27 protein-coding genes and 1 riboswitch are annotated in these 25,394 nt (G+C 70.6%); of the genes, 14 read left to right on the forward strand and 13 right to left on the reverse strand.

Going from position 1 to position 25,394, the window contains the following annotated elements; genetic code table 11:
• Positions 1-146: 146 nt before the first annotated feature.
• From ACGFY9_RS12720 to ACGFY9_RS12755, 8 genes are all read right to left on the reverse strand, one after another.
• Positions 147-1,727, reverse strand: a complete 1,581-nt coding sequence (locus ACGFY9_RS12720) for an alpha/beta hydrolase (protein WP_393753886.1) — start codon at positions 1,725-1,727, stop codon at positions 147-149.
• A 164-nt stretch (positions 1,728-1,891) separates the two neighbouring features.
• A complete protein-coding gene (locus tag ACGFY9_RS12725) occupies positions 1,892-2,659 on the reverse strand; it encodes an urease accessory protein UreD (RefSeq protein ID WP_393753727.1) in 768 nt (255 codons plus the stop codon).
• Positions 2,647-3,324 carry an urease accessory protein UreG gene (gene ureG / locus ACGFY9_RS12730; RefSeq protein ID WP_393753728.1) on the reverse strand — a complete coding sequence of 226 codons (678 nt, stop codon included), beginning with the start codon at positions 3,322-3,324 and terminating at the stop codon, positions 2,647-2,649. Before ureG ends, ACGFY9_RS12725 begins: the two co-directional genes overlap by 13 nt.
• A gap of 330 nt (positions 3,325-3,654) precedes the next feature.
• Positions 3,655-4,329, reverse strand: a complete 675-nt coding sequence (locus tag ACGFY9_RS12735) for an urease accessory protein UreF (RefSeq protein ID WP_393753729.1) — start codon at positions 4,327-4,329, stop codon at positions 3,655-3,657.
• On the reverse strand, positions 4,329-6,050 hold the full coding sequence (locus ACGFY9_RS12740) for an urease subunit alpha (RefSeq protein ID WP_393753730.1): 1,722 nt from the start codon (positions 6,048-6,050) through the stop codon (positions 4,329-4,331). The genes ACGFY9_RS12735 and ACGFY9_RS12740 overlap by 1 nt, the downstream gene beginning before the upstream one ends.
• Entirely contained in the window at positions 6,043-6,354 is a 312-nt protein-coding gene (locus tag ACGFY9_RS12745; protein WP_328684781.1) for an urease subunit beta, read from the reverse strand. Before ACGFY9_RS12745 ends, ACGFY9_RS12740 begins: the two co-directional genes overlap by 8 nt.
• 9 nt (positions 6,355-6,363) lie before the next feature.
• Positions 6,364-6,666, reverse strand: coding sequence for an urease subunit gamma (locus tag ACGFY9_RS12750; RefSeq protein WP_037782101.1), 303 nt, complete (start codon positions 6,664-6,666; stop codon positions 6,364-6,366).
• A 298-nt stretch (positions 6,667-6,964) separates the two neighbouring features.
• Entirely contained in the window at positions 6,965-7,261 is a 297-nt protein-coding gene (locus tag ACGFY9_RS12755; RefSeq protein ID WP_393753731.1) for a type II toxin-antitoxin system Phd/YefM family antitoxin, read from the reverse strand.
• A 63-nt stretch (positions 7,262-7,324) separates the two neighbouring features.
• Here ACGFY9_RS12755 and ACGFY9_RS12760 point away from each other — a divergent pair, with 63 nt between their 5' ends.
• The 3 genes from ACGFY9_RS12760 (at position 7,325) to ACGFY9_RS12770 (ending at position 9,272) form a co-directional block, all read left to right on the forward strand.
• Positions 7,325-7,960 (forward strand): ATP-dependent Clp protease proteolytic subunit, encoded by a 636-nt coding sequence (locus ACGFY9_RS12760; RefSeq protein ID WP_393753732.1) that lies wholly within the window; start codon positions 7,325-7,327, stop codon positions 7,958-7,960.
• A gap of 7 nt (positions 7,961-7,967) precedes the next feature.
• Entirely contained in the window at positions 7,968-8,276 is a 309-nt protein-coding gene (locus ACGFY9_RS12765; RefSeq protein ID WP_366437281.1) for a hypothetical protein, read from the forward strand.
• A gap of 339 nt (positions 8,277-8,615) precedes the next feature.
• A riboswitch (cyclic di-AMP (ydaO/yuaA leader) is annotated at positions 8,616-8,795 on the forward strand.
• Between the two features lie 3 nt (positions 8,796-8,798).
• Positions 8,799-9,272: a C40 family peptidase gene (locus ACGFY9_RS12770; RefSeq protein ID WP_033278230.1), complete on the forward strand. Its 474-nt coding sequence runs from the start codon at positions 8,799-8,801 to the stop codon at positions 9,270-9,272.
• A 92-nt stretch (positions 9,273-9,364) separates the two neighbouring features.
• Here ACGFY9_RS12770 and ACGFY9_RS12775 read toward each other — a convergent pair whose 3' ends face one another.
• Complete coding sequence (locus ACGFY9_RS12775) at positions 9,365-9,823, reverse strand: ATP-binding protein (RefSeq protein WP_393753733.1); 459 nt, start codon at positions 9,821-9,823, stop codon at positions 9,365-9,367.
• 212 nt (positions 9,824-10,035) lie between these two features.
• Here ACGFY9_RS12775 and ACGFY9_RS12780 point away from each other — a divergent pair, with 212 nt between their 5' ends.
• Complete coding sequence (locus tag ACGFY9_RS12780) at positions 10,036-10,905, forward strand: helix-turn-helix domain-containing protein (RefSeq protein WP_393753734.1); 870 nt, start codon at positions 10,036-10,038, stop codon at positions 10,903-10,905.
• A 9-nt stretch (positions 10,906-10,914) separates the two neighbouring features.
• Entirely contained in the window at positions 10,915-11,139 is a 225-nt protein-coding gene (locus ACGFY9_RS12785; protein WP_393753735.1) for a DUF397 domain-containing protein, read from the forward strand.
• 41 nt (positions 11,140-11,180) lie between these two features.
• Here the strand turns inward: ACGFY9_RS12785 and ACGFY9_RS12790 are convergent, their stop codons facing one another.
• Positions 11,181-12,308 carry an 8-amino-7-oxononanoate synthase gene (locus tag ACGFY9_RS12790; protein WP_393753736.1) on the reverse strand — a complete coding sequence of 376 codons (1,128 nt, stop codon included), beginning with the start codon at positions 12,306-12,308 and terminating at the stop codon, positions 11,181-11,183.
• Between the two features lie 146 nt (positions 12,309-12,454).
• Between ACGFY9_RS12790 and bioB the strand changes: the two genes are divergently transcribed.
• Genes bioB through bioD form a run of 3 tightly spaced genes read left to right on the forward strand, consistent with a single transcriptional unit; the run spans position 12,455 to position 15,693 of the window.
• Positions 12,455-13,657, forward strand: a complete 1,203-nt coding sequence (bioB, locus tag ACGFY9_RS12795; protein ID WP_393753737.1) for a biotin synthase BioB — start codon at positions 12,455-12,457, stop codon at positions 13,655-13,657.
• A complete protein-coding gene (locus ACGFY9_RS12800) occupies positions 13,650-14,942 on the forward strand; it encodes an adenosylmethionine--8-amino-7-oxononanoate transaminase (RefSeq protein ID WP_393753738.1) in 1,293 nt (430 codons plus the stop codon). The genes bioB and ACGFY9_RS12800 overlap by 8 nt, the downstream gene beginning before the upstream one ends.
• Position 14,943: 1 nt before the next feature.
• A complete protein-coding gene (bioD, locus tag ACGFY9_RS12805; RefSeq protein ID WP_393753739.1) occupies positions 14,944-15,693 on the forward strand; it encodes a dethiobiotin synthase in 750 nt (249 codons plus the stop codon).
• Here the strand turns inward: bioD and ACGFY9_RS12810 are convergent.
• Positions 15,690-18,059 carry a LuxR C-terminal-related transcriptional regulator gene (locus ACGFY9_RS12810; protein ID WP_393753740.1) on the reverse strand — a complete coding sequence of 790 codons (2,370 nt, stop codon included), beginning with the start codon at positions 18,057-18,059 and terminating at the stop codon, positions 15,690-15,692. The two genes, bioD and ACGFY9_RS12810, sit on opposite strands and share 4 nt — an antisense overlap.
• A gap of 115 nt (positions 18,060-18,174) precedes the next feature.
• On the opposite strand from ACGFY9_RS12810, the gene ACGFY9_RS12815 reads away from it, so the two are divergent.
• Positions 18,175-18,861: an esterase/lipase family protein gene (locus ACGFY9_RS12815; RefSeq protein ID WP_393753741.1), complete on the forward strand. Its 687-nt coding sequence runs from the start codon at positions 18,175-18,177 to the stop codon at positions 18,859-18,861.
• A 106-nt stretch (positions 18,862-18,967) separates the two neighbouring features.
• Positions 18,968-19,654 carry a class I SAM-dependent methyltransferase gene (locus ACGFY9_RS12820; RefSeq protein WP_393753742.1) on the forward strand — a complete coding sequence of 229 codons (687 nt, stop codon included), beginning with the start codon at positions 18,968-18,970 and terminating at the stop codon, positions 19,652-19,654.
• On the opposite strand, the gene ACGFY9_RS12825 is transcribed toward ACGFY9_RS12820, so the two are convergent.
• Both ACGFY9_RS12825 and ACGFY9_RS12830 read right to left on the reverse strand, forming a co-directional pair.
• Positions 19,655-20,029 carry a fic family toxin-antitoxin system, toxin component gene (locus tag ACGFY9_RS12825; protein ID WP_393753743.1) on the reverse strand — a complete coding sequence of 125 codons (375 nt, stop codon included), beginning with the start codon at positions 20,027-20,029 and terminating at the stop codon, positions 19,655-19,657. It lies immediately after the preceding gene.
• A 4-nt stretch (positions 20,030-20,033) separates the two neighbouring features.
• Entirely contained in the window at positions 20,034-20,273 is a 240-nt protein-coding gene (locus tag ACGFY9_RS12830) for a toxin-antitoxin system HicB family antitoxin (RefSeq protein WP_393753744.1), read from the reverse strand.
• Between the two features lie 236 nt (positions 20,274-20,509).
• Here ACGFY9_RS12830 and ACGFY9_RS12835 point away from each other — a divergent pair, with 236 nt between their 5' ends.
• Genes ACGFY9_RS12835 through ACGFY9_RS12850 form a run of 4 tightly spaced genes read left to right on the forward strand, consistent with a single transcriptional unit; the run spans position 20,510 to position 25,291 of the window.
• On the forward strand, positions 20,510-21,340 hold the full coding sequence (locus tag ACGFY9_RS12835; RefSeq protein ID WP_393753745.1) for an ABC transporter ATP-binding protein: 831 nt from the start codon (positions 20,510-20,512) through the stop codon (positions 21,338-21,340).
• A 4-nt stretch (positions 21,341-21,344) separates the two neighbouring features.
• The gene (locus ACGFY9_RS12840; protein WP_393753746.1) at positions 21,345-23,915 is read left to right on the forward strand and encodes an ABC transporter permease; all 2,571 of its coding nucleotides are present in this window, start codon (positions 21,345-21,347) and stop codon (positions 23,913-23,915) included.
• A 46-nt stretch (positions 23,916-23,961) separates the two neighbouring features.
• A complete protein-coding gene (locus ACGFY9_RS12845; protein ID WP_393753747.1) occupies positions 23,962-24,873 on the forward strand; it encodes an LLM class F420-dependent oxidoreductase in 912 nt (303 codons plus the stop codon).
• Entirely contained in the window at positions 24,866-25,291 is a 426-nt protein-coding gene (locus ACGFY9_RS12850) for a GNAT family N-acetyltransferase (protein ID WP_393753748.1), read from the forward strand. Before ACGFY9_RS12845 ends, ACGFY9_RS12850 begins: the two co-directional genes overlap by 8 nt.
• Positions 25,292-25,394 lie beyond the last annotated feature (103 nt).

A 25,394-nucleotide genomic window follows, 5' to 3' on the forward strand; every position in this document is an offset into this window, starting at 1 on the left:
CGCCCCCCGGGGGGGGGGGGCCGCCGGCGCCGACGCACCCCACGCCCCCGCCCCGCCGTGGTTGTGGCCCCCCCCCCCCCCCCCCCCACCGGGGGGGGGGGGGGGGCGGCCCCCCCCCCCCCCCCCCCTCACTCACGTACAACGGCTTACGGCACCGGCGTCGCGTGCGGGGTGCACGTGAAGTCGGCGGCGTCGAGCTTGCCGGTCAACAGGTAGGCGTCGACACGGGAGTTGATGCACGGGTTGACCAGACCAGTCACACCGTGCGAACCGGCGTCCTTCTCGGTGATGAGCCGGGAGCCCTTGAAGCTCTTGTGCAGGACGACCGCGCCCTCGTACGGCGTGGCGGCGTCGCGCTGCGACTGCACGATGAGGACGGGCGGCAGGCCCTTGCCGGTCTTGACCTTGACCGGGGCCTGCTGCTTGACCGGCCAGGTGGCGCACGGCAGGTTCATCCAGGCGTTGGACCAGGTCAAGAACGGGTACTGCTTGTTGAGCGCCGTGTTGTCCTTGTCCCACTTCGCCCAGCTGGTGGGCCACTTGGCGTCGGTGCACTCGACGGCCGTGTAGACGGCGTTGCCGTTCTCCGAGGAGATGTTGCCCACGGTGTCCGACATGTCGGGCGAGGCCGCGTCGATCAGCGGCTGCGGGTCACCGGCGAAGTACTTGCTGAACGCGGTGGCGACCGGCACCCACGAGGAGTCGTAGTACGGGGCCCCTTGGAAGAAGCCGAGCAGCTCGGCCGGACCGACGACCCCGCCGAGCGGGCTCTTCTTCGCGGTGGCGCGCAGTTCGAGCCACTTGGCCTGGACGGCGGCACGCGTGGTCCCCAGGTGGTAGGCCGCGTCGTTCTTCGCGACCCAGTCCTCCCAGTCCTTCCAGCGGCCCTCGAAGGCGACGTCCTGGCCCAGGTTGGCCTCGTACCAGATGTTGTCCTGCGCCGGGTTGACGACGCTGTCGACGATCATCCGGCGGAGGTGGGACGGGAACAGGGTGCCGTAGACCGCGCCGAGGTAGGTGCCGTAGGAGACGCCCAGGTAGTTGAGCTTCTTCTCGCCGAGGGCGGCGCGGATGACGTCGAGGTCGCGCGCGGTGTTCGGCGTGGTCATCTGCGCGAGCATGGTGCGGCCGGTGCGCTCGGCGCAGCCGTCCGCGTACTCACGGGCCAGCTTGCGCTGCGCGTTCTTGTCGGCGGTGCTGTCCGGTACCGGGTCCGCCTTGGGCGCCTTCACGAACTCCTGCGGGTCGATGCAGGAGATGGGCGCCGAGTGGCCGACACCGCGCGGGTCGAAGCCCACGAAGTCGTACGCCTTGGACGTGTTGACCCACAGCGGGTTCTTGGTGGTGACCCGGAGCGGGAAGCGCATCCCGGAGCCGCCCGGACCGCCGGGGTTGTAGACGAGCGCGCCCTGGCGCTCCGCCTTCGTGCCGGTGCTGACGGCGCGGTCGACAGCGAGCTTGATCTTCTTGCCGTTGGGCTTGGTGTAGTCGATCGGCACGGTGACCCACCCGCACTGGACCGGCTTCGCGAAGCCCCAGTCGGTGGGGCAGTCCTGCCAGTCGATCCCGGCCTTGGCGGCGCGGGCGGCGGTGAGCGCGGCGCCCTCGGCGGCCGCACGATCCTGACTGTGCCCCGCCGTCTGACCGGTCTGCGCGTTGGCCGCGGGTGCCACCACGGCGCCGGCTATCAGTGCCGCCGCCGCGAATCCGGCCGAACCGAACGCCATCACCCGGCTCTTCGGTCTGTTGTGCCTCAAGTGGGCCCCTCCCCGTACATCGTTGCGAAATGGTCTCGGAGGATCCTCTCGGCTGTGAACCGCCTGAGAACAGAGGCGGTTGACCTTCTTTACCAATCCGATAAGCGGAAACATCCGTCCCGCTCAGCGGATACTCACCCGAGGATCGACATCGCCTCGTCCAGCACCCTCCGCAGCCGCAGCGCGTCGGAGGCGATCGCGCTCACCAGCACGGCGGGCCCGGCGAGCGGCACGAGGCACGCACACTCCCCCAGCATGCGCGCCGCGACCGGCTCCTGGGTGAACTCCGGCCGTACGACGAGGAGTTGCCCCACAGCACGATGCCCACCGAGCACGGCGGCCCCGTCCCAGCCGCCCGGCGCTCCGGGCCCGCAGGCCAACTCCTGATCGAGCACGGTGCCCCCCGCGACGCGCACCGAGAGCCGACTGGTGAGCCGCCCGGACTCCTCCCCGACCCGCCCGAGCACCTGCTCCTCGCGGAACACGAGCCGGGCGGAGTCGGCGAGATCGACGCGCGTCGTGACACGCAGATCACTACCGCGCACGGAGATCAACTGCTCGGGCAACCAGTGCAGTTCACCACCTTCGGCGACGCTGAGCCGAACGTCGTACCGAGACTCCCCCTTCGCCTGCCCCGGCAGCGCGATGGTCGCGGCGGCGGACCCGACCCGCAACCGGGCCCCCCGTTCGACACCCGCCTCGACGGCGAAGTGATCCCCGCCGAGCGGCCCGCTCATGGCCCCGACGAGCATGACCTGAGCCTCGGCCCCACTCCCCCGGGTCCGCCGCAACGCAAGCGGCCCGTCCCCCTCCAGGACGGGCAGCGCGGTACCGCCCCGCCCGTCCTCCCGGGCCACGATCCGAGCGGTGGCCCGCACCCCGCTCACGATCACGCCGTCCACGCGGCAAGCCGCTCCCGCACCCAGCCGACGACGTCGGCGACCCCGGCCTCACTCCTCAACGACTGGAAGACGACGGGCAGTTCGGCCCGCTGAGCCTTGGCGTCGGCAGCCATCCGCCCCAGATCGGACCCGACGTAGGGCGCGAGGTCGGTCTTGTTGACGACCAGCAGATCGGCAGTGGTGACACCGGGCCCACCCTTGCGCGGAATGTCGTCCCCACCGGCCACGTCGATCACAAAGATCTGCGCGTCGACAAGCCCCTTGGAGAAGGTGGCGGTGAGATTGTCCCCACCCGACTCGACCAGGATCAGATCCAACGGCCCGACCTCGTCCTCCAGATCCTCGACAGCTTCGAGGTTGGCGGAGATGTCGTCCCGGATAGCGGTGTGCGGACAGGCCCCGGTCTCCACAGCGGTGATCCGCTCGGGCGGCAACACGGCTTCCCGCAGCAGGAATTCGGCGTCCTCCCGGGTGTAGATGTCATTGGTGACGACAGCGAGCGAGAGCTCGTCCCGCAGAATCCGGCAGAGCGCCGCGACGGTAGCGGTCTTACCCGACCCGACAGGCCCACCGAGCCCGATCCGCAGGGCACGGTGGGTCCCGTCGGGACGGTGAGCGTCGGCACTGACGGCGGCGGGGCCGTCGTGGTTGTGGTCGAGGTGCATGAGGCGGCTCCTTCTGGTTTCTTACGGGTCCTGTCGGCTTCGGGCTCTTTCGACTTCTGGGCCTCGCGGCGGGCACTTGCGACTTCAGGGGCCCTGCGGCTTCGGGCTCTTGCGGCTTCGGGGCCTTGCGGCTTCGGGCCTTGTTTGCTATGGCGTTGTAGGGCTCCGGACCCTTGTCAGCCCGGGCCGGCACCACTCAGCCCGTCCGGCGTTTGAGGACGAGGCCGTTCAGGCCGACCGGGGGTCCAGGGGGCGGAGCCCCCTGGCGGGGTCGAAGGGGCAGAGCCCCTGGGGATGGGACGGGTAGGGGCGGCGGGGGCGAGAAAACCCCTACGACGCGAACAACCGCACAGCCCAAGCCGCATGCGCCTCCGCCCCGATCTCCAGCAACGGCGCCGACGCACAAGGCAGTTCGTCAACCCCCTCGGCAAGAACCCGCCGCCCCGCCTCCACCGCCCGATCGGCGACCAGGTCCAACTCCGGTGCCAACCGAGCCAGTACAGCCGTAGCGTCGAACGGATCAAGACTCAGCAACCGCACCGTCGCGGAAGTCGGCCCACTCACACTCTCGTAGGCCGCGCAGTACGCCGCATCCTCCGCCCCCAGCCCAGCCGCCCGAGCCACCAGCCCCAACACCACCGGCTGGTGAGCCCCCTTGGGGAACTCCCGAGCCAGGGCGTCGAGTTCGGCGGACGGCCAGGTGGCCCGCGCGGCCCGCATCAACTGCCGCCCCAGCTTCCGCGAGGCCAGCCGCAACGCGGGCGACGGAGTCCGCGCATCCGCGGCGAGGTCCAACTCCCCCGGATCGGCGCCGAGTACAGTCGCAGCGGCCAACGCGGCGGACACGAGACCGGCCGTGTGCAACCGCCCCCGGCAGAACTCACCAAGGCCGGCCGCCCCGGTGACCCGCCCGGCCTTGACGGCGGCCTCCGCCCCGCCGGAGTGCGCGTGCCCTCCGGCGGGAAAGCGCCCGTCGGCCAGAACCAGCAATGCTCCCCTGGTCATCAGAAGAGGAAGTACCGCTGGGCCATGGGCAGTTCGGCCGCCGGAGTCGCCTCGACGAGCTCCCCGTCGATGTGCACGGCGAAGCTGTCGGGATCGACCTGGACGCGAGGCCGGGCATCGTTCTCACGCATGTCGGCCTTCGTGACCCCACGCGTGGACTCGATGGCGACGAACTTCTTCCCGAGGTCGAGCCGTTCGGGCAGCCCGTCCTCGATCGCCAACTGGGCGACGAAGTTGAAGGAGTTGGCGGCCGGCGCCCGTCCGATCGCCCCGAACATCGGCCGCGGCAGGATGGGTTGAGGCGTCGGGATGGACGCGTTGGCGTCGCCCATCTGCGCGTACGCGATCTGGCCGCCCTTGATGACGAGGTGCGGCTTGACGCCGAAGAACGCCGGTTCCCACAGCACCAGGTCGGCGAGCTTGCCGCTCTCGACGGAGCCGATCTCGCGGGCGAGGCCCTGCGCGAGGGCGGGGTTGATCGTGTACTTGGCGATGTAACGCCGTACCCGACGATTGTCCGCACGCCCGTCCCCGGGCAGCGCCCCCCGCCGCCGCTTCATCACATGCGCCGTCTGCCAGGTCCGCATGATGACCTCGCCGACCCGGCCCATCGCCTGCGCGTCGGAGGAGATGATCGAGATGGCGCCGAGGTCGTGGAGGATGTCCTCCGCGCCGATCGTCGACGGGCGGATGCGGGACTCGGCGAAGGCCAGGTCCTCGGGCACCGCCGGGTTGAGGTGGTGGCACACCATCAGCATGTCGAGGTGTTCCTCGGCGGTGTTGACGGTGTACGGCCGGGTGGGATTGGTGGAGCTGGGCAGCACGTGCGGCTCGGAGACCACGGTCATGATGTCCGGCGCGTGCCCGCCGCCCGCACCCTCGGTGTGGTACGCGTGGATGCCGCGTCCGGCGATCGCGGCGAGGGTGTCGCCGACGAACCCGGCCTCGTTCAACGTGTCGGTGTGGATGGCGACTTGGATGCCCGTACGGTCGGCGACCGTGAGCGAGGCGTCGATGACGGCGGGAGTCGAGCCCCAGTCCTCATGGAGCTTCAGTCCCAGCGCTCCCCCTCGGATCTGGGACATCATCGCGTCGTGCGAGACGGTGTTGCCCTTGCCGAGGAAGCCGATGTTGAGCGGGTACTGCTCCATCGCCGCCATCATCCGGGCCAGATGCCAGGGCCCGGGCGTGACGGTCGTGGCCTTGGAACCCTCGGCTGGTCCGGTGCCGCCGCCGACCAGGGTGGTGACACCGGCGGAGAGCGCCTCGTCGGCGATCTGCGGGCAGATGAAGTGGACGTGCGCGTCGACGGCACCGGCCGTGAGGATGCGTCCGTTGCCGGCGATGACCTCGGTCTCGGGGCCGATCACCAGGTCGGGGTGGATGCCGTCCATGGTGTCGGGGTTGCCGGCCTTGCCGATGCCGGTGACGCGGCCGTCGCGGATGCCGACGTCGGCCTTGACGATGCCCCAGTGGTCGACGATCACGGCACCGGTGATGACGGTGTCGGGGGTGCCCTCCGCGCGGGAGGCACGCGCCTGGCCCATCGACTCGCGGATGACCTTGCCGCCGCCGAACACGGCCTCGTCACCGGCGAGTCCGGGACCGCCGCTGCGGTCCTCCTCGATCTCGATCAGCAGATCGGTGTCGGCGAGCCGGATGCGGTCGCCGGTGGTCGGCCCGAACAGGTCCGCGTACGCGGCGCGGGAGATCTCAGGCATCGAGGGCACCTCCGGTCTCCCCGCGCAGTCCGGGCACGATCCGGGCGCCGGCGAGGGGGACGAGTTCGACGTCGACGGGGATGCCCGGCTCGAAGCGCACGGCCGTACCGGCGGCGACGTTGAGCCGCTGCCCGCGCGCGGCCGCGCGGTCGAACTCAAGGCCGGGGTTGGCCTCGGCGAAGTGGTAGTGGGAGCCGACCTGGACGGGCCGGTCGGCGGCGTTGAGGACGGTCATCCGCGTGACCTCGCGGCCCGCGTTGTAGACGATCGGGTCGTCCGCGAACAGGATCTCGCCGGGAATCATCGAGGCCTCCTACACGATCGGGTCGTGGACGGTGACGAGCTTGGTGCCGTCCGGGAAGGTCGCCTCGACCTGTACGTCGTGGATCATCTCGGGGATGCCCTCCATGACGTCGTCCCTGGTGAGCAGCTTGCGCCCGGAGGCCATCAGCTCGGCGACGGTCCGGCCGTCACGGGCGCCTTCGAGGATGTGCGACGTGATGAGGGCGACCGCCTCGGGGTGGTTCAGCCTCAGACCACGGGCCCGGCGCTTCTCGGCCACGTCGGCCGCCACATGGATCAGCAGCCTCTCTTGCTCGTGCGGGGTCAGTTGCACGTCCCACCTCACAGTCCTCGCTCCGGACCGTGCGGGGTCCGGCTGCCGCCTAAACGCTCCGCTCGGAGTGCGGGACGTCGTCCGAAGGCCCGTCGAGGCTGGTCGCGCGGTTCCCCGCGCCCCTTCGGGGCGCTGCCGAACCGCAGCGAATCTCGCCGGACCCGCTCAGCCCCCAGGGCAAAGTCCCTGGTGGCGTGGATCGGCAGGTTAGTTGGACCGAGTTTCAAGCAAGTTAACCGAGCTGTGATCAGGACAATCACATCTACGCCCGTAGAGCGGCCCCGCGCACGACCTCCCGCTATGAGGGATTCGGCCCCCGATGTTCGGCCGCGATACCGAACCGATGGTGTTCGCGAGGAGCGGACGCGACCTCGCGGACGCGCGAGACGGAACTGATCACCTGTTCCTCGGCGTTCGCGTCGAGCCTGTCCAGCTTGTCGAGTTCGTCGAGTCGCTCCAGGTCGGCAGCGGAGACCAGGGCGACCAGGGGCTTGCCGTGCCGCGTCACGACGACGCGCTCACCGCCGTACACCACCCGGTTGATCAGGTCGGCGAGCTCAGCCCTGGCTTGCGTCACCGGAATCTCGTAGGCCATACCCCCATCATAACGTCATGTACGTCCTGTACATTTCTTACAGATGCCGAAGGAGGGGTACCCATGACCCGACCGTCCGCCCGCCACGTCCTGCCCGAGTTCACCGAGCGCACCAGCGCGGGCCACCGGACCCTCGACCCGTACTCGAAGCTGCTGGAGGAGCGGATCGTCTTCCTCGGGACGCCGATCGACGACATCTCGGCGAACGATGTGATGGCCCAGTTCATGCACCTCGAATACCAGGCGCCGGACCGGGACATCTCGCTGTACATCAACTCGCCCGGCGGATCGTTCACCGCGATGTCGGCGATCTACGACACGTTGCAGTACGTCACGTGTGACGTGGAGACGATCTGCCTCGGCCAGGCCGGCACCTCCGCGGCGGTGCTGCTGGCGGCGGGCACGCCGGGCAAGCGGTCGGCGCTGCCGGGTGCGCGGGTACTGATCCACCAGCCCTCGTTCACCGAGCCGGTCCAGGGTCAGGCGAGTGATCTCGCCATCCAGGCCGAGGAGTTGGCGCGTACGCGGGTCCAACTGGAGGAACTGCTCGCTCTGCACACGGGCCGGACGGTGGAGCAGGTGAGCGCGGACATCGAGCGGGACCGGATCATGGATGCCCAACAGGCCCTGGAATACGGCTTGGTGGACCGGATCGTGACCACCCGCAAGACCTCGCTCACCGAGCCGGGCGGGGAGTGAGCCGACGATGCTGCCGCCGGAACTGCCTCCACTGCCCGCACTGACGCGCGCCGAGGGCGAGTTGATCGACCGTTACCTGGATGTGGCCGACCTTCTCGGCCGTATCAACCCGGCGCACAACGGTGACACGTACCGTGGTCTGAGGGCCGCTCAGGCACTGGTCGCCAAGGCCGCCGAGCTGCGGGACGCGCTGGCGCTGATGCACCAGCGGGGTGAGACCGAACTGCACGCTCCCACCCTCGCGCGGGCGCTGCGCGTGCTGGACGGGGAGCGCCGCACGGCGCGCGTCACCCTGCCCGCGCCCTCCGACAGTTGACGGAGACACAGCCGCCTCGGGCGGCGTCCAAACCGGCCGAACGACGTACCCCTGATCGGCGTAGTCACTTCTCCGTCCATGCGGCCGTCCGGGTTGCGCAACACGCGTAGCCCGAGGGCCGCCTGAAGTGTTCCGGTGCTGGTCCGGGGGCCTGACACCCCTCGACGCCCCTTCGAACACGGGGGTGTCCACCCGAACGGGTGAGTGGTGAGTAACCCCACAAATCCCCGGTTCCGTTGGGCTTTTCGGAGATTCATAGGTGAAGATCCCTGTCTGACGACAAGACCCCGCCGCAGCGGCGGGGCGATCCGGGCGGACGCCGAGTCCTGCCGCCGCCCGGATGACAGGTCGACAGGATTGCATCGGCAGGAGTGGAGGACCCAAGCACGACGGGTCGCCGGGACGGTCACGCCATGACCGGGTCGAGCAGCCCTTGGGGTGAAGCCGCGTCAGCGGCCGGGCAACTTCGCCAGCCCGAATCCGACAGGTCATCCTTCACAGGCGGCTGACGAAGGGTTGCGCATGACTGCGCTCAATCGTGTCCCGTCGCTGATGGTCAGGGCCGGTACGGCCTCGGCCTTCGCCATCGCCGCTGTTGGCGGCTCCGTCGTGATACCGGGCGTCGCATCCGACGCCGCGGCCGCGACACCCGCGACGAAGGCGCTCCAGGTCGCGGCGTCCAAGAAGGGCGCCCCGTACAGGTACGGGGCCACCGGACCGGGCCGCTTCGACTGCTCCGGGCTCACGCTGTACTCGTACAAGAAGGCGGGCAAGAAACTGCCCCGTACGGCGGCCCAGCAGTACAACAAGACCCACCACATCTCGGCCAAGAGCCGCAAGGCCGGGGACCTCGTCTTCTTCCACTCGGGCTCCAGCGTCTACCACGTCGGCATCTACGCCGGCAAGGGAAAGATCTGGCACGCCCCGAAGACGGGGGACGTGGTGAGGCTGCAGAAGATCTGGACCAAGAGCGTCTGGTACGGCCGGGTCAGCTAAGAGCCAAGACCTGTCCGAATCTCCCGAGGGGGTGGTGGCCACCTGACAGGCCGCCACCCCCTCGGGTGTCCAGGGACGTTCACAACGCTGTCCTACGGCTCCTGCTGGCCCGCGGCGGTCACCGGCCGGGCCGGTACCGTCCAGGGCACCTCGATGGAGACCGTCTTGCCGCCCTCCAGGGTGGGCCGGACCTTGAGTTTGCCGCCGCACTCCGCGGTCAGCCAGCGGATGATCACCATGCCCCGGCCGTTGTCCTGCTGGACGGCGGCCGGCAGGCGTTTCGGGAACCGAGGATGGCTGTCGGTGACCCCGATGTGCAGCCGTTCGTCACGCTCCAGCTCGATGTCCACCGTGAAGGTGGGTGACTGCCCGAAGGTGTGCTGTACGGCGTTGGTGGCGAGTTCGGAGACGATGAGGCGGATGGTGTCGGCGACCTCCGTGTCCGCCGGAAGTCCCCATTCCACCAGGGTCCCGACGACGTAGGTGCGGGCGGTGGAGACCGAGGCGGGATCGCTCGGCAGAGTGACGGATGCTTCCAGATGGTCTGCCATGGCGCGGTCGTCCCTTTCCCGCGGGACCGGTGTCCGACACGGAGCGGATGGTTCGAGTACGGTCCCGGACTGGTGCTTCTTCGCCAGACTGCCATTACCGCGTCGGTAACGGTGGCGATCCACCAAGATATGCATATATCTGTCGCTCGAAGCGGTGAACTCTGCGACCCCAGACCGTATTTGGGCGGCTCGGAAGGAGTAAGGAGAAACCCATGCAGTACGGTCCCGCGGTGCGCCGCCGGAAACTGGGCGCGGAACTGCGCGCATTGCGTGCGGAGGCGGGGCTCACCAGCGGTGAGGCGGCCCGGCTGGTCGGCTGGCACCAGTCGAAGGTGAGCCGCATCGAGACGGGCGCGAGTGGCGTGAAAGCACCCGACGTCCGGTTACTCCTGGACGCCTACCAGGTCGGCGACCCACAACTTCGGGACATGCTGCTCGTGTTGGCCGGCTCCGACGACGGGGGCGGCCGGCACCACTGGTGGCACGCCTATCGCGGTGTACTGCCGCCCGCCTACCGGGACTTCATCAGTCTGGAGTCACAGGCCAGCGCGATCCGCACCCTGGAGACCTCGGTGGTCCCCGGGCTGCTGCAGACACCTGAGTACGCCCGCGCGGTGACCCGGGCCGCCGTGGGAGGCCTCGACGACGACGGCCCCGAGCGGCTCGACGCGCTGGTGCAGGTGCGGCTGGCCCGGCAGGACGTGCTGCGCGCGGATCCGCCGCTGGCCCTGAGCGTGGTCCTCGACGAGGCGGTGCTGCGGCGCGAGGTCGGCGGGCCGGGGGTGATGGCACGTCAGCTGGACCGGCTCGTGGAGGCGGCCAAGCTGCCCCAAGTGAGGCTTCAGGTACTGCCGTTCGCCGCAGGAGCACACATCGGCATCACCGGACCTTTCGTTATCTTCTCCTTTCCGAGCACTTCTGATCTGGACGTGGTTGTTCTAGACCACTTGACGAGTAGCCTCTACCTCGAACGGAAAGAAGACCTAGAGGCCTACAGCGAGGCCTTCAACGCCCTTCAGTTCCACGCCCTTTCGCCCGAGGATTCGTCGGATTACATCGCCGGGATAGGTGACGGCGCGTAAGGAGGCACCATGTCTGCACTGCCTCGGAACGTACCTTCCAGTTCTGAACTGTCCGGTGTGCGGTGGCTGCGCAGCAGCTACAGCACGGGAGCGAACAACTGCGTCGAGGCGGCTCGTCCGCGCTCAGGCCCCCGCGCGGGGCTGCTCGCCGTACGCGACTCGAAGGACCCGCAAGGACCCGCCCTGCTCTTCTCCCCCGCGAGCTGGACGGGCTTCCTCGCCACGTTCCACTGACCGTTCCGCCTGTCAGCGACGCACGGCCGTGTCACGCCGACTCATGGTCGCGTTTCGCCGATCACACGTACAGCGCGTTCGATCTCGGCCCCGGAGAGGTCCGCTCGGGCGGTCAGCCTGAGCCGTGAGATGCCGTCGGGCACGGAAGGAGGACGGAAGCAGCCCACGGCCAGCCCTGCCGTACGGCAGTCGGCCGCCCACCGCACGGCCGCCTCCGGGGACGGCGCACGCACCGAGACCACGGCGGCGTCCGGACGTACCGCTTCCAGACCCGCGACGGTCAGGCGTGTGTGCAGGTCACCCGCCACGGCGCGGGCCCGGGCAGCCCGCTCGGGCTCGCGCCGCAGCAGGGTGAGCGCAGCCAGGGCCGCACCGGCCGCCGCGGGCGCCAGTCCCGTGTCGAAGATGAACGTCCGCGCCGCGTTGACCAGGTGGTCGATGACCCGCGCCGGCCCGAGCACGGCACCGCCCTGGCTGCCGAGCGACTTGGACAGCGTGACCGTCACGACCACGTCCTCCGCCCCCGCGAGCCCCGCCTCGTACGGCGCCCCGCGCCCACCCTCGCCCAGCACCCCGAGCCCGTGCGCGTCGTCGAGCAGCAGCCCCGCCCCGAACTCCCGGCATGCCTCGGCGAGCGCCCCCACCGGCGCCGCGTCCCCGTCGACGGAGAACACCGAGTCGGACACGACCACGGCCTGTCCGTCGTGCGTCCGCAGCGCCTTGCGCACCCCGTCCGGGTCGGCATGGCCTACGACCTGAGTCGCACCCCGGGCCAGCCGGCAGCCGTCGATGAGGGAGGCGTGGTTGCCCGCGTCGGAGACGATCAGCGAGCCGTGCGGCGCGAGCGTGGTGACCGCGGCGAGGTTGGCCGCGTAGCCGGAGGAGAAGACGAGGGCGGCCTCGAACCCGGTGAACTCGGCCAGTTCGCGCTCCAGTTGGGCATGGAGCTCGGTCGTACCGGTGACGAGCCGCGACCCGGTCGACCCCCCGCCCCAGGTCCGCGCCGCATCGGCGGCACCCTCGACGACCTCGGGGTGATGGGCCAGACCCAGGTAGTCGTTGCTCGCGAGATCGAGGAGCGGCGAGTCGGCGGGACGGGGCCGCAGCGTCCGTACGAGCCCGGCGCGACGGCGCTGCTCCGCCTGCTCGTCGATCCAGCCGAACGCCATGGTCCCTCCGGGCTTTTGTAGGCAGTGCACAGACACTAATCGGACGACGAGCCGCCCATGGTGTGGTGATACCCACATGCCCGGGGCCATGTCTTGTGCATTCTCTCCTTGGCCGCGGGCGGTCCCGTAGGACAGGATCGGATCTCATGGACCTGCTGAACACGCTCGTGGACAAGGGGCTTCGGCGCGAGCTGCCGACCCGCGCGGAAGCACTCGCCGTCCTCGCCACCTCGGACGACGACCTGCTGGATGTCGTGGCCGCGGCCGGAAAGGTGCGCCGGCACTGGTTCGGCCGACGGGTGAAGCTCAACTATCTCGTCAACCTGAAGTCCGGCCTGTGCCCCGAGGACTGCTCGTACTGCTCGCAGCGGCTCGGCTCCAAGGCCGAGATCCTGAAGTACACGTGGCTGAAACCCGACGCTGCCTCGAAGGCGGCGGCGGCCGGTGTGGCGGGAGGTGCCAAGCGCGTCTGCCTGGTCGCCTCCGGCCGGGGTCCGACCGACCGGGACGTGGACCGGGTCGCGGGCACCATCAAGGCGATCAAGGACCAGAACGAGGGCGTCGAGGTGTGCGCGTGCCTCGGCCTGCTCTCCGACGGCCAGGCCGACCGGCTGCGCGAGGCCGGCGCGGACGCCTACAACCACAACCTCAACACGTCCGAGTCGACGTACGGCGACATCACGACCACCCACACGTACGCCGACCGCGTCGACACCGTCCAGAAGGCGCACGCGGCCGGTCTGTCCGCCTGCTCCGGCCTGATCGCCGGCATGGGCGAGAGCGACGAGGACCTGGTCGACGTCGTCTTCTCCCTCCGCGACCTGGACCCCGACTCGGTGCCGGTGAACTTCCTGATCCCGATGGAGGGCACCCCGCTCGCCGCCGAGTGGCACCTCACCCCGCAGCGCTGTCTGCGCATCCTCGCGATGGTCCGCTTCGTCTGCCCGGACGTCGAGGTCCGTATCGCGGGCGGCCGTGAGGTCCACCTGCGCACGATGCAGCCCCTCGCCCTGAACCTCGCCAACTCGATCTTCCTCGGTGACTACCTCACCAGCGAGGGCCAGGCCGGCCACGCCGACCTGGAGATGATCGCGGACGCGGGCTTCGAGGTGGAGGGCGCGGGCGAGGTGACGCTGCCGCAGCACCGGGTGACGGCGGCCGGCTGCGGATCGCACGAGGACGCCGGATGCGGCGGGAGCTGCGGCGGGCACGAGGGTGCCGGTGTCTGCGGTTCCGCTCCCGCTGCCGCGTCTGCGCCCGCCCCCGCGCCGCAGGTCGACGAGGTCCGCCGCGACCTGGTCTCCGTACGCCGCCGAGGTGCCGGAACGGACATCGCGCCCAATGCCTGACCCGACCGGCCGCCTGCCCGTCCCGGAGCTGCTGGAGCTGGACCGGCGGCACGTCTGGCATCCGTACGGTCCGATGCCCGGCCGTGCCGACCCGCTCGTCGTGGAGTCGGCGAGCGGGGTGCGGCTCCGACTGGCGGACGGCGGGGGCGAGTTGGTCGACGGGATGTCGTCCTGGTGGTCGGCAATCCACGGCTACAACCACCCCGTGCTCAACGAGGCCGCGCGGGAGCAGCTCGGCCGGATGAGCCATGTGATGTTCGGCGGGCTCACCCACGAGCCCGCCGTACGCCTGGCGAAGCTCCTTGTCGACATGTCTCCGGACGGCCTGGAACACGTCTTCCTCGCCGACTCGGGTTCGGTGTCGGTCGAGGTCGCGGTGAAGATGTGCCTCCAGTACTGGCGCTCGCTCGGCCGCCCCGCGAAACAGCGCCTGCTGACCTGGCGCGGCGGCTACCACGGTGACACCTGGCAGCCGATGTCGGTGTGCGACCCCGAGGGCGGGATGCACGAGCTGTGGTCGGGCGTGCTGCCCCGGCAGGTGTTCGTGGACGCGCCTCCGGCCGAGTACGAGGAGTCGTACGCCGACCGACTGCGCTCGGCGATCGAGCGGCACGCGCACGAACTGGCCGCCGTGATCGTGGAGCCGGTGGTGCAGGGCGCGGGTGGAATGCGGTTCCACTCCCCCGAATATCTGCGGGTGCTGCGCGAGGCGTGCGACGCGCACGACGTGCTGCTGGTGTTCGACGAGATCGCGACGGGTTTCGGCCGCACGGGCGCGCTCTTCGCGGCGGAGCACGCGGCCGTCACCCCCGACGTGATGTGCGTGGGCAAGGCGCTGACCGGCGGATACATGACGATGGCGGCGACGCTGTGCACGTCACGCGTGGCCGAGGGCATCTCGCGGGGCGAGGTACCGGTCCTCGCCCACGGCCCGACCTTCATGGGCAACCCGCTGGCGGCTTCCGTGGCCTGCGCCTCGCTCGAACTCCTCCTGAACCAGGACTGGTTGACGGAGGTCAAGCGCATCGAGACGGGCCTGCGGGAGGGCCTGGCCCCGGCGTCGGAGATCCCCGGCGTCCGGGACGTCCGCGTCCTCGGCGCCATCGGCGTGGTCCAGCTCGACCACGCCGTCGACATGAAGGCCGCGACGGACGCGGCCGTACGCGAGGGCGTCTGGCTGCGGCCGTTCCGCGACCTCGTCTACACGATGCCGCCGTACGTCACGGGCGACACCGACCTGGCTCGGATCGCCCGCGCGGTCTGCGCGGCGGCGCGGGAGGGATGACATGCCGGTCCTGGTGATCACGGGCACGGGCACGGAGGTCGGCAAGACGATCACCACCGCCGCGGTCGCGGCAGCGGCGGTGGCAGCGGGCCGTACGGTGGCCGTCCTGAAGGCCGCCCAGACGGGTCTACGGCCGGAGGAGCGCGGGGACGCCGACGAGGTGGCGAGGCTCGCGGGTGCGGTCACGGCGACCGAACTCGCCCGGTATCCCGAGCCGTTGGCACCCGGCACGGCCGCACGCCGGTCCGGTCTGGCACCGGTACGCCCGCACGAAGTCGCCGAAGCCGCCCAGAAGTTGGCCACCGAGCACGACCTGGTGCTGGTCGAGGGCGCGGGCGGGCTGCTCGTACGGTTCGACGCGGAGGGCGGCACGCTGGCTGACGCGGCACGGCTGCTGGGGGCGCCGGTCCTGGTCGTGGCGTCGGCGGGCCTCGGCACCCTGAACACGACGGAACTGACGGCCCGTGAACTCCGTTCCCAGGGGCTCGACCTGCTGGGCGTGGTGATCGGCAGTTGGCCCAACTCACCTGACCTGGCGTCGCGTTGCAATGTGGCCGACCTGCCGGAGGTGGCGGGGGCACCGCTGCTCGGGGCGTTGCCGGAGGGTGCGGGGGCACTGGCCCCGGCGGACTTCCGCGCTGCGGCGCCGAGTTGGGTGGCGCCGCGGCTTGACGGGGTGTGGGACGCGGAGGGGTTCGGGGGGCGGGAGGCGCCGCCGTCCTGGAACTCCCGCTCGACCGGCGCGGTCTAGGAGGCTTCCCCTTCGGCCAGCAGCCGTACGAGTTCGATCCGCGACCGGATGCCCAACCGGCTGAAGACACCCCGTAGATGGTGGTCGATCGTGCGTGGGCTGAGGGCGAGGCGGACGGCGATCTCGCGGTTGGTGGCGCCGTCGGCGGCCATGCGGGCGACCATGAGTTGCTGGGCGGTCAGGCGGGTGGTCGGGTCGAGGGCACCCGGTGCGGGGAGGACGGTCGCGGCCACCGGGGTGCCGAGGGCGCGGAGTTCGGCGCGGGCCTGGGCGGCGCAGTGCGGGGCGCCGAAGGACTCGAAGGCCTCCAGCGAGGTGTGCAGGCGGTCACGGGCCTCGGTACGCCGGCGCAGTCGGCGCAGCGCACCGCCGAACAGCAGCTCGGTGCGGGCCCGTTCGAAGTCACGGGTGCCGTGCGCGTGGAGGTCGAGGGCGATGCGGTAGTGCTCGACGGCTTCGTCGCCGGGCGCGAGCAGGGCCCGGCAACGGGCGCTCAGGGCAAGGTCGTCGGGGCTGCGGACGGCACGTGCCCAGCGGTCGTAGTCGGCGTGTGCGGCACGGGCGATACGGGTGTCGCCGCTGCGGACGGCGGCCTCGGCGTAGTGCGGGGTGGCGAGGTGTCGTATCGCCCGGTGGCCGTGGCCCGGCCCGAACCCGGCGAGCGCGCGCAGCCGGGCCGCGGCGGCGGCGAACCGGCCACTGCTGAGGTCGAGGTAGGCGAGCGCCCACTGGGCGAGGGCGGCGGGCAGCCCCAGCCCGCGGCCGAGGGCGTACGAGCGGGCGGCGGCGGCCCGTTCCCGGCAGACCTCGCCGTCCCCGGTGAGCGCCGCGAACATGGCGAGCGCGGCCTGCAGATGGCAGGCCCCGTTGTCCTGCCCGGTGGCGTGGGCCTGCCACAGGGCGTCCGCCACGGCCGTCTCGGCGGCCCGCGGATGCCCGGTCCAGAACTCGGCGTACGCCCGGAACTCCATCGCCTGCGCCACGACCACGGTCGCACCCCGCGCCCGCGCCGAGGCCGCCGCCCGCACGGTGGCGGTGGTGGCACGGGTGTGATCACCGAGCATCAACGCGGCGATCCCGGCATGGATGAGGAGAGTGGGGTCCCCTCCGGGCCCACACCGCCCGGCGGCGGCCTTGAGCAGATCCCGCGCGTCCTCGTACCGCCCCTCGAACGCGGCGGCCAGTCCCCCCAGCGTCCCGTGCGGCACGATCCCGACCCGAGAGGCGACAGCGGCCGCCTCCCGGCACCGTCTCAGGTCCCCGGTGTAGACGGCGGCCTCGGTGGCCCGGGCCAGGAGGTGAACGGCGTGGTGGGGAGCGGGAGTTCGGGGTACGGCGGCGATGGCGATGCGGGGTGTCCCGGCCGTTCGAGGTGCCGCGGCCGACGGTGGCGTGGCCGTCTGCGGGGTTCCGGTCGATCGGGGTGCCTCAGTCACTCGGGTCGCCTCGGACGACCGGGGTCTCTCGCTCAAGGAGGCCGCCGGCTCCCCCACCTCCCATCTCGCCACCGCGATCAGCAACGCGTCGAACGCCTCGGCCGCGTTGCCCGCCCGCAACGCGAACACCCCGTTCAAGGCGTCGCTGTCCGTCGCGGCCGCGAGCCTTCGCGCTCGGTCGCCCTCCCCGGACTGCCAGGCGTCACCGGCGGCCCGGTCGAGGAGGCGGGACTGTTCACGCGGGTCGCTGGAGAGGGCGGCGGCGCGTTCCACGAGGGCGCAGGCGAGGGGGTGTTCACCGGCGTCGCGTGCCAGTTGCGCGGCCGTACGGAGTTCAGCGGTGAGCCGCGCGCTGGGGCCGAGCGCTCCCGCGCCCCGGTGCCAGGAACGTCGCGGAGTCTCACCCTCGGCGCGCAACACCCGTGCCAGCAACCGGTGGACGTCCCGCCGGTCCGCCGGTGACCCGGTCTCGTACGCGGCGATCCTCGTCCACGCGTCGCGGAAGACGACCCCGCCGGCCGTCGCGTGCGCGACCCCGGCCGTCTCGGCGGCTTCGAGGGGCCTGGTGTCGAGCCGCCCGGCCGCGACGGCCCGCAGGAAGGCATGCGTGGCGACCGGGTACTGATCCGCCGCCGCGAGCAGCAACAGCAGGCGCGTGTCGTCGGGCAGGGCACGGATCTCCCGGCGGTGCCGGGTCAGCAACTCCGGTGCCAGGGACGCCGGTTCGGTGGGGAGGGGGTCGAGGCCCGCGGCCTGGCGTGGGGTCAGGCGCGGGAGGAGTTCGGCAGCCGCGCGCGGATCGCCGTGGACCGCGCGCAGCATGCGGATGCGGACCCCTTCGGGGAGCGCGGGATCGAGGGTTCGCCCGGTGTCGGTGCGCGACGGGGGCGAAGTGCGGTCTAGGGAAGTGGGGTTCACCGGAGTCAGCACACAACTGACGTTACTGGCGAGTTAATTCACCCGTAAAGACCGGCGATTTCGCCGATGCGGCGCGCGTAGACCCGCGCTGACACTCCTGACAACCCCACCCGTATCAGGAGGCATCATGCAGCGCCACAAGCGTCGCATCGCCGCGGCCCTGTCGGCCGTGACCACCTCGCTCCTTCTGTCACTCTCCCTGGCCTCGACGCCCGCTCACGCGGCGAGCCACGACCCGATCGTGTTCGTGCACGGTCTGAGCAGCGACTCCACAAGCTGGGACGACTGGATCGCGGACTTCGAGGCGGACGGCTACTCGTCCTCCGAGCTGTACGCGATCTCGTACGACTGGACGAAGTCGAACGTCACGACCGCTTCGACACTGTCGACCTACATCAAGTCCGTCCTCGCCAGCACCGGCGCCTCGAAGGTCGACCTGGTGGTCCACTCCATGGGCGCGCTCAACAGCCGCTACTACCTCAAGAACCTCGGCGGGACCTCGTACGTCGATGACTTCGTGTCGGTCGCCGGGGTGAACCACGGGACGAGCATCGCCTCGCTGTGCGGCTGGCTGTACACGTCCTGCAAGGAGATGCAGACGGGAAGTTCGTTCCTCACGGCGCTCAACTCCGGTGACGAGACGCCCGGCAGCGTGTCGTACGCCGCCTATTGGTCGGACTGCGACGAGGCGATCAACCCGGACACCTCGGCCGAGCTGAGCGGCGCGACCAATGTCGACGTCGGGTGCATCTCGCACACCGACATGAACAACGACCACGGCGTCTACGAGCAGGTCCGGGACTTCATCTCCTGACCCTGGCCCTGTTCCTTCCCCGGCGGCAGCGGGGGTGGTCAAGGGCGGCAGGGGGGACAATCCCGGTAGGGACCGGCTTCGGCCCGGTCCGGTCCGGGAGGTCGCCATGCCGCTACGGTCCGCAGGCTCCGGCACAGTGCCGCGGGACGCCGTCCACCACCCGCTGTTCGCCCGTTACTACGCCCGTTTCAGCGTGAGCGCCGAGTCGCGGTTCGGCCTCGCCGGGATGCGGGACCGGCTGCTCGCGGGGCTCTCCGGGCGGGTGATCGAGATCGGGGCCGGGAACGGCCTGAACTTCGCGCACTATCCGAGCGCCGTCTCGGAGGTCGTCGCGATCGAACCCGAGCGGACTCTGCGGCAGCTCGCCGTGGAGTCCGCGCTCCGCGCCGAGGTACCCGTCGACGTGGTGCCGGGCGCGGCGGAGAAGCTGCCCGTCAAGAGCGAGGCCTTCGACGCGGTCGTGCTGTCCCTGGTGCTGTGCAGTGTGCGCGACGTACCGCGGGCGCTCGCGGAGGCACGGCGGGTGCTGCGTCCCGGTGGAGTCGTACGGTTCTTCGAGCACGGCCGGGGCGGCGGACCGGCGATGGCGTTCACCCAGCGCGCCCTGGACCGCACGCTGTGGCCGCCGCTGAACGGCGGCTGCCATCTGGCCCGCGACCCGGTCGCCGCGCTGCGCGACGCGGGGTTCGAACTCGGGCCGTACCGGCGGGTGTTGATCCCAGAGAAGGGGCCGACGCTGCCCAGCTCGTACTGCGTCCTGGGCACCGCGTGGCGCCCTGCCGCGGACGAGTGATCACAGGCTCCACTGGCGCAGCTCGTGCGCGATCTCGTCGACCGACGCCTCGCCGCCCTTGACCAACCGGGCCAGATCGCGGACCTGTTCGGGCGAGGTGACGACCTTCAGGCCGCTGGCGACGAGGTAGGCGTAGGCGACAGCCGAGGCGAAGAGGGCGTTGGAGCGCTCCAACGCGGGGACGTGGATGAGGAGTTGGAGTAAGGCGGCGGCGCGTGCGTGCGGGCTGTCGTAGACGGGGACGTCGAATATGTCGGCCTGGTGGCGCGCGACGGCGGCGACGAGCGCGCCCCAGTCGGTGACCTGGGGGTCTCCGGGTGTGTTGTGTTCGGCGAGCATGAGCAGCCAGGCGAGGTCGATCCTGAGGTTGTTCAAGGGATCAGCGGCTACCTTCGCGGGTGCTCTTCCCGTCGGCGCCGAACTCGTCGGCGAAGACGGACTCGTACTGCTTCATGAAGTCGGCAGCGGCCTCGACGAAGGTGTGGCCGACCTCGCCGGTGTCCTGTCTGACCAGCTCTTCTATGTAGCGGTTGACGCTCATGCCACGCGCGAGGGCACGTTCACGGGCCGCGCGGGCGGTGCCCTCGTCCACGCGTACGTTCAGCTGGGTCTTCGCCATACCTAGACGCTAGCGCCGGATTGCTAGCACCGGCAAGTGCTCGTCCGCTGGGTGGAGAGTGCCCCTTACACCGGTATCGGGGGCCCGACCTGGGGTGGAGACCGCCTCGGCCGCACGGGGGATATCGGGTGTGTGGCGCGTCACACTAGGCTCGGCCCGCGACGAAGGCGCCGGAACAACGGCGTCGGAACAACAGCGAGCGAAGACGACGAGCGAGGGAATCACAGGGGGCTGTCTTGTCCACATCTGCTGCGGAGCACGCTCCAGGCCAGGCCTCGGCCGGCGGGATCGCGGCCCGCGCCCGCGGTCTGACCAAGGCGTACGGCTCGGGCGAGACGGCCGTGCTCGCCCTGGACTCGGTGGACGTGGACATCTCGCGCGGCCGTTTCACCGCGGTGATGGGCCCGTCGGGCTCCGGGAAGTCGACGCTGATGCACTGCCTGGCGGGGCTCGACACCGTCTCGGCCGGGGAGGTGTGGCTCGGCGACACCGAGATCACGGGGCTGAAGGACCGGGAGCTGACGCGGCTGCGCCGGGACCGGATCGGGTTCATGTTCCAGTCGTTCAACCTCATCCCGACCCTCAACGCGGCCGAGAACATCACGCTGCCCATGGACATCGCCGGCCAGAAGCCGGACCAGAAATGGCTGGACCAGGTCATCGACACGCTCGGACTGCGGGACCGGCTCAAACACCGGCCGTCCCAGCTGTCCGGGGGCCAGCAACAGCGCGTGGCGTGTGCTCGGGCGCTCGCCTCCCGCCCCGAACTGATCTTCGCGGACGAGCCGACCGGCAACCTCGACTCACGGGCGGGTCTGGAGGTCCTCGGCTTCCTGCGCGACGCCGTGGACGATCTCGGCCAGACCGTGGTCATGGTCACCCACGACCCGGGCGCCGCCGCCCACTCCGACCTGGTGCTCTTCCTCGGGGACGGGCGGATCGTCGATGAGATGGAACGCCCCACGGCGGAGGCGGTGCTGGAACGCATGAAGCGGTTCGACCACGCCCGTGGCCAATTCGACGGCCCCTCCGCGAGCCCGTCCGACGTAACCCTCGACAAGGACTGACCCCGTGCTGAAGGCAACCCTCCGGAGCTTCCTCGCGCACAAGGGACGGCTGCTGCTCTCGGCGCTCGCCGTCGTGCTGTCGGTGGCGTTCGTGGCCGGCAGTCTGATCTTCTCCGACACGGTGACCCGTACCTTCGACCGGCTCTTCGCCTCCACGTCCGCCGACGTGACCGTCGAGCCGAAGCAGGACCTCAAGTCCTCGGTGCCGACCGGCGCGACGGAGACCGTGCCCGCCTCGCTCGCCGGGCGGGTGGCGAAGGTGGCCGGGGTCGCCTCGGCCCACGCCGACGTGTCCGTCGAGAACATCGTGGTCGTCGACAGCGACAACAAGTCCGTCGGCCCGACCACCGGCGCCCCCACCATCGCCACCGACTGGTACCTCACCGACCGCAGCCCGGTGAAACTGACCTCGGGCCACGCCCCGCGGGGCGCCGACGAGGCCCTCCTGGACGCGGACACCGCCGACAACAAACACGTGAAGATCGGTGACACCCTGGCGGTCCAGGCGCAGCCGGGCACCTTCCACGTCAAGATCGTCGGCATCGCCACCTTCACCACCACCAACCCCGGCGCCGCACTGGTCTTCCTGGACCCCGCCACCGCGAAGTCCCAACTGCTGGGCTCGTCCGACCGCGCCACGAGCATCTCGGTGGACGCGGCGAAGGGTGTCGACGACGCAGTACTGAAGCAGCGGGTGACCGCCGCGATCGGCTCTTCCGGTACGTACGACGTCAAGACCGCAGGCGAGCAGGCGAAGTCGGCCGCCGCCGATCTGGGCGGCTTCCTCGACGTGATCAAGTACGTGATGCTCGGCTTCGCCGGGATCGCCGTCCTGGTCGGTGTCTTCCTGATCGTCAACACGTTCTCGATGCTGATCGCCCAACGCACCCGCGAACTGGGCCTGTTGCGCGCCCTGGGCGCGGACCGGAAGCAGGTGCGGCGGTCGGTCCTCACCGAGGCGCTGCTGCTCGGGCTGGTGGGATCGACTCTCGGTCTGGCGGCCGGGATCGGGCTCGCGGCCGGGCTGATCAAGCTGATGACCGCGTTCGGGATGAACCTCAAGACTACGGAGATGGTGGTCGGTTGGCCGACTCCGGTGGCTGCGTACGTCGTCGGGGTCGGTGTCACGTTCGTCGCCGCGTATCTCCCGGCCCGGCGCGCGGCGGCCGTCTCCCCGATGGCGGCTCTCGCGGATGCCGAAGTCGCGGGCGTGGGGCGGCCGTTGAAGGTGCGTGCGGTCGTGGGGTCGATCGTCGGGGCGATCGGTGTGGCCGCACTCGCGGGGTGCGCCGCCGCGACGAGCACGGCCTCTTCCTCCTCCCTCCTGGGCCTCGGCATCGTCCTCACGCTGATCGCGACCGTGATCGCGGGACCGCTCCTGGTCCGCCCGATGATCCGGGTGCTGGGCGGCGCCTTCCCGGCCCTGTTCGGTTCGGTCGGCCGGATGAGCCAGCGCAACGCCCTGCGCAACCCGCGCCGTACGGGTGCCACCGCGGCGGCCCTGATGGTGGGGCTCGCGCTGGTCGGCGGGATGTCGGTGGCGAGCGCGTCCATGTCCAAGTCCTTCGACCAGCAGATCGACAAGACTCTGGGCGCCGATTTCGTGATCCAGAACGGCAACTTCCTGCCGTTCTCCAAGGAGGTCACGGACCAGGTGCGCGCCACCGAGGGCGTCGGTCTCGTCGTACGGGCCCGCTTCGCGCCCCTCGCGGTCCGGCTGCCGGACGGCAAGCGGGTGGAGACGACGGCGGCCGGCTACGACACCCCGCTCGACGACGTCGCCCACATCAAGTACGCGCAGGGCAGCACGAGTTCGGCGCTCGCCGCCGGACACCTCGCCATGGAGGCCGACTTCGCGAAGAAGCACGGCGTACGGCTCGGCAGCGTCCTCCCCGTCGAGTTCCCGGGCGGCCGCATCACGAAGCTGACGGTGGGCGCCCTCAGCGACCAGGGTTCCTCGGGCGGGTTCGGGACGCAGGGCGGGCTGTTCTTCGGGATCGCCACGGTCGAGAAGTACGTCCCGAACGGCCAGGACTCCTCGCTGTACGTGAACGCCTCGTCCGGCACCGGCGCCGACCAGCTCCGCAAGTCCCTTGAGACGACGCTGAAGCCCTATCCGCAAGTGCAGGTCCGCGACCAGGCCGACTACAAGAAACTCGTCCACGACCAGATCGCCGTACTGCTCTATCTGGTGTACGCGCTGCTCGGGCTGGCCATCGTCATCGCGGTGCTCGGGGTGGTCAACACCCTTGCCCTGTCGGTCGTGGAGCGCACCCGCGAGATCGGCCTGCTCCGGGCGATCGGCCTCGGCCGGCGCCAACTGCGGCGGATGATCCGCCTGGAGTCGGTGGTGATCGCCGTGTTCGGCGCGGTACTCGGGCTCGGGCTGGGCCTGGTGTGGGGCGTGTGCGCGCAGCAGGTCCTGGCCCTCCAGGGCATGAAGGCGCTCGCGATTCCCTGGACCACGATCGTCGCGGTGGTGATCGGCTCGGCGGTCGTCGGCATCGTGGCGGCACTGCTGCCGGCGCTGCGTGCGTCGCGCATGAACGTGCTGGCGGCGATCGCGCACGAGTGATGGAATCGCGGTGGACACTCAAGTCGCCTTCCGTGGAGGAGAGTTCATGCCGCGCCCGTTCCGCTTCGGGGTCAGTCTGCTCACGTCCGCGCCCGCCGACGAGTGGCGCGCCAAGTGCAGACGGGCCGAGGAACTCGGCTACGACGTGATCCTGGTCCCCGATCATCTGGGCATGGTCGCGCCGTTCCCGGCGCTGGTCGCGGCGGCGGAGGCGACCGAGCGGCCACGGGTGGGCACGTTCGTGCTCAACGCGGGCTTCTGGAACCCGGCCCTGCTGGCCCGCGAGGTGACCACGACCAACGACCTGACGGGTGGACGCCTCGAACTCGGGCTGGGTACCGGCTACGTGCAGGCGGAGCACGACATGGCGGGGCTGCCCTTCGGATCGCCGCGCGAACGGGTGGACCATCTGCGGTACACGGTCCAGGAGTTGGAGCGGCTGCTGGACGCCGCGGAGTGCCGGGTACCGCTGCTGCTCGGCGGCAACGGCGATCGCATGCTGCGCCTGACCGCCGGGCACGCGGACATCGCGGCGTTCACGGGTGCGAGCCTGGAGCCGGGCAGCACGACGGGCAGGCTGACACCGGTCGACGCCGCCGAGTTCGGCCAACGGGTCGCCCGCTACCGGGAGTTCGCGGCCGGTCGCACGGAACCCGCCGAACTGAACCTGCTGATCCAGCAGGTGGCGGTGACCGACGACCCCGCGAGCGCGCTCAAGCCCCTGCTGGACCGCCGGCCGGACCTGTCCCTGGAACAGGTCATCGATCTCCCCGTCATGCTGATCGGCACCCTGGAACAGATCACCGCGAAGCTGCGGGCGCTGCGCGACCGGCACGGGTTCTCGTATCTCACCGTGCTGGAACCGCACCTGGAGGCATTCGCTCCGGTCGTGGCGGAACTCCGGCGAAACCCGGTCGCCCCGAACGCCCGCCCTCTGCTTGGCTCACCCCATGAGTGATCTTCATATCCGTGGCGCGGCCCTCTCCGACATCGACGCCGTCCTGGCCTTCTGGCGCGAGGCCGCCGAGGGCACGAGCATCAGCGACGACCGTGACGGCGTGGCCCGGCTCCTCACCAGGGACCCGGACGCGCTGATCCTCGCGGAACGCGACGGGCGGCTCGTCGGGTCCGTGATCGCCGGGTTCGACGGCTGGCGCTGCCACCTGTACCGGTTGGCCGTACACCCGGAGCACCGCCGACAGGGCATCGGCTCGGCGCTCCTCACCGCGGCCGAGGAGCGGTTCGTGGCGCTGGGCGGGCGTCGCGGGGACGCGATGGTGCTGGAGCGCAACGAGACCGGCCGGCATGCGTGGCGCGCGGCGGGGTACGCACCCGAGGAGCAGTGGCGGCGCTGGGTGAAGCACCTCACCACCTGAACGCTTTGCTCATCCTTTACCATTGGCGGACCACTCCGAACTTCTGAATCTCTTCGAAAGGTGTGAGCGTCCGCCCATGGGCGAGCCCCCCAGTCCCGGCGCG

This window comes from Streptomyces sp. NPDC048504, from assembly GCF_043200035.1.
Classification (GTDB): Bacteria; Actinomycetota; Actinomycetes; order Streptomycetales; family Streptomycetaceae; genus Streptomyces.

Bases quoted from the DNA above. Each gene is read 5' to 3' on its own strand.
- ACGFY9_RS12785 (WP_393753735.1), top strand. From the start codon at position 10,915: ATGTCTGCACTGCCTCGGAACGTACCTTCCAGTTCTGAACTGTCCGGT.
- ACGFY9_RS12760 (WP_393753732.1), top strand. From the start codon at position 7,325: ATGACCCGACCGTCCGCCCGCCACGTCCTGCCCGAGTTCACCGAGCGC.
- bioB (WP_393753737.1), top strand. From the start codon at position 12,455: ATGGACCTGCTGAACACGCTCGTGGACAAGGGGCTTCGGCGCGAGCTG.
- ACGFY9_RS12830 (WP_393753744.1), bottom strand. From the start codon at position 20,273: ATGGCGAAGACCCAGCTGAACGTACGCGTGGACGAGGGCACCGCCCGC.
- ACGFY9_RS12735 (WP_393753729.1), bottom strand. From the start codon at position 4,329: ATGACCAGGGGAGCATTGCTGGTTCTGGCCGACGGGCGCTTTCCCGCC.
- ACGFY9_RS12780 (WP_393753734.1), top strand. From the start codon at position 10,036: ATGCAGTACGGTCCCGCGGTGCGCCGCCGGAAACTGGGCGCGGAACTG.
- bioD (WP_393753739.1), top strand. From the start codon at position 14,944: ATGCCGGTCCTGGTGATCACGGGCACGGGCACGGAGGTCGGCAAGACG.
- ACGFY9_RS12850 (WP_393753748.1), top strand. From the start codon at position 24,866: ATGAGTGATCTTCATATCCGTGGCGCGGCCCTCTCCGACATCGACGCC.
- ACGFY9_RS12820 (WP_393753742.1), top strand. From the start codon at position 18,968: ATGCCGCTACGGTCCGCAGGCTCCGGCACAGTGCCGCGGGACGCCGTC.
- ACGFY9_RS12845 (WP_393753747.1), top strand. From the start codon at position 23,962: ATGCCGCGCCCGTTCCGCTTCGGGGTCAGTCTGCTCACGTCCGCGCCC.
- ACGFY9_RS12765 (WP_366437281.1), top strand. From the start codon at position 7,968: ATGCTGCCGCCGGAACTGCCTCCACTGCCCGCACTGACGCGCGCCGAG.
- ACGFY9_RS12775 (WP_393753733.1), bottom strand. From the start codon at position 9,823: ATGGCAGACCATCTGGAAGCATCCGTCACTCTGCCGAGCGATCCCGCC.
- ACGFY9_RS12740 (WP_393753730.1), bottom strand. From the start codon at position 6,050: ATGCCTGAGATCTCCCGCGCCGCGTACGCGGACCTGTTCGGGCCGACC.
- ACGFY9_RS12790 (WP_393753736.1), bottom strand. From the start codon at position 12,308: ATGGCGTTCGGCTGGATCGACGAGCAGGCGGAGCAGCGCCGTCGCGCC.
- ACGFY9_RS12800 (WP_393753738.1), top strand. From the start codon at position 13,650: ATGCCTGACCCGACCGGCCGCCTGCCCGTCCCGGAGCTGCTGGAGCTG.
- ACGFY9_RS12745 (WP_328684781.1), bottom strand. From the start codon at position 6,354: ATGATTCCCGGCGAGATCCTGTTCGCGGACGACCCGATCGTCTACAAC.
- ACGFY9_RS12755 (WP_393753731.1), bottom strand. From the start codon at position 7,261: ATGGCCTACGAGATTCCGGTGACGCAAGCCAGGGCTGAGCTCGCCGAC.
- ACGFY9_RS12720 (WP_393753886.1), bottom strand. From the start codon at position 1,727: ATGGCGTTCGGTTCGGCCGGATTCGCGGCGGCGGCACTGATAGCCGGC.
- ACGFY9_RS12770 (WP_033278230.1), top strand. From the start codon at position 8,799: ATGACTGCGCTCAATCGTGTCCCGTCGCTGATGGTCAGGGCCGGTACG.
- ureG (WP_393753728.1), bottom strand. From the start codon at position 3,324: ATGCACCTCGACCACAACCACGACGGCCCCGCCGCCGTCAGTGCCGAC.
- ACGFY9_RS12815 (WP_393753741.1), top strand. From the start codon at position 18,175: ATGCAGCGCCACAAGCGTCGCATCGCCGCGGCCCTGTCGGCCGTGACC.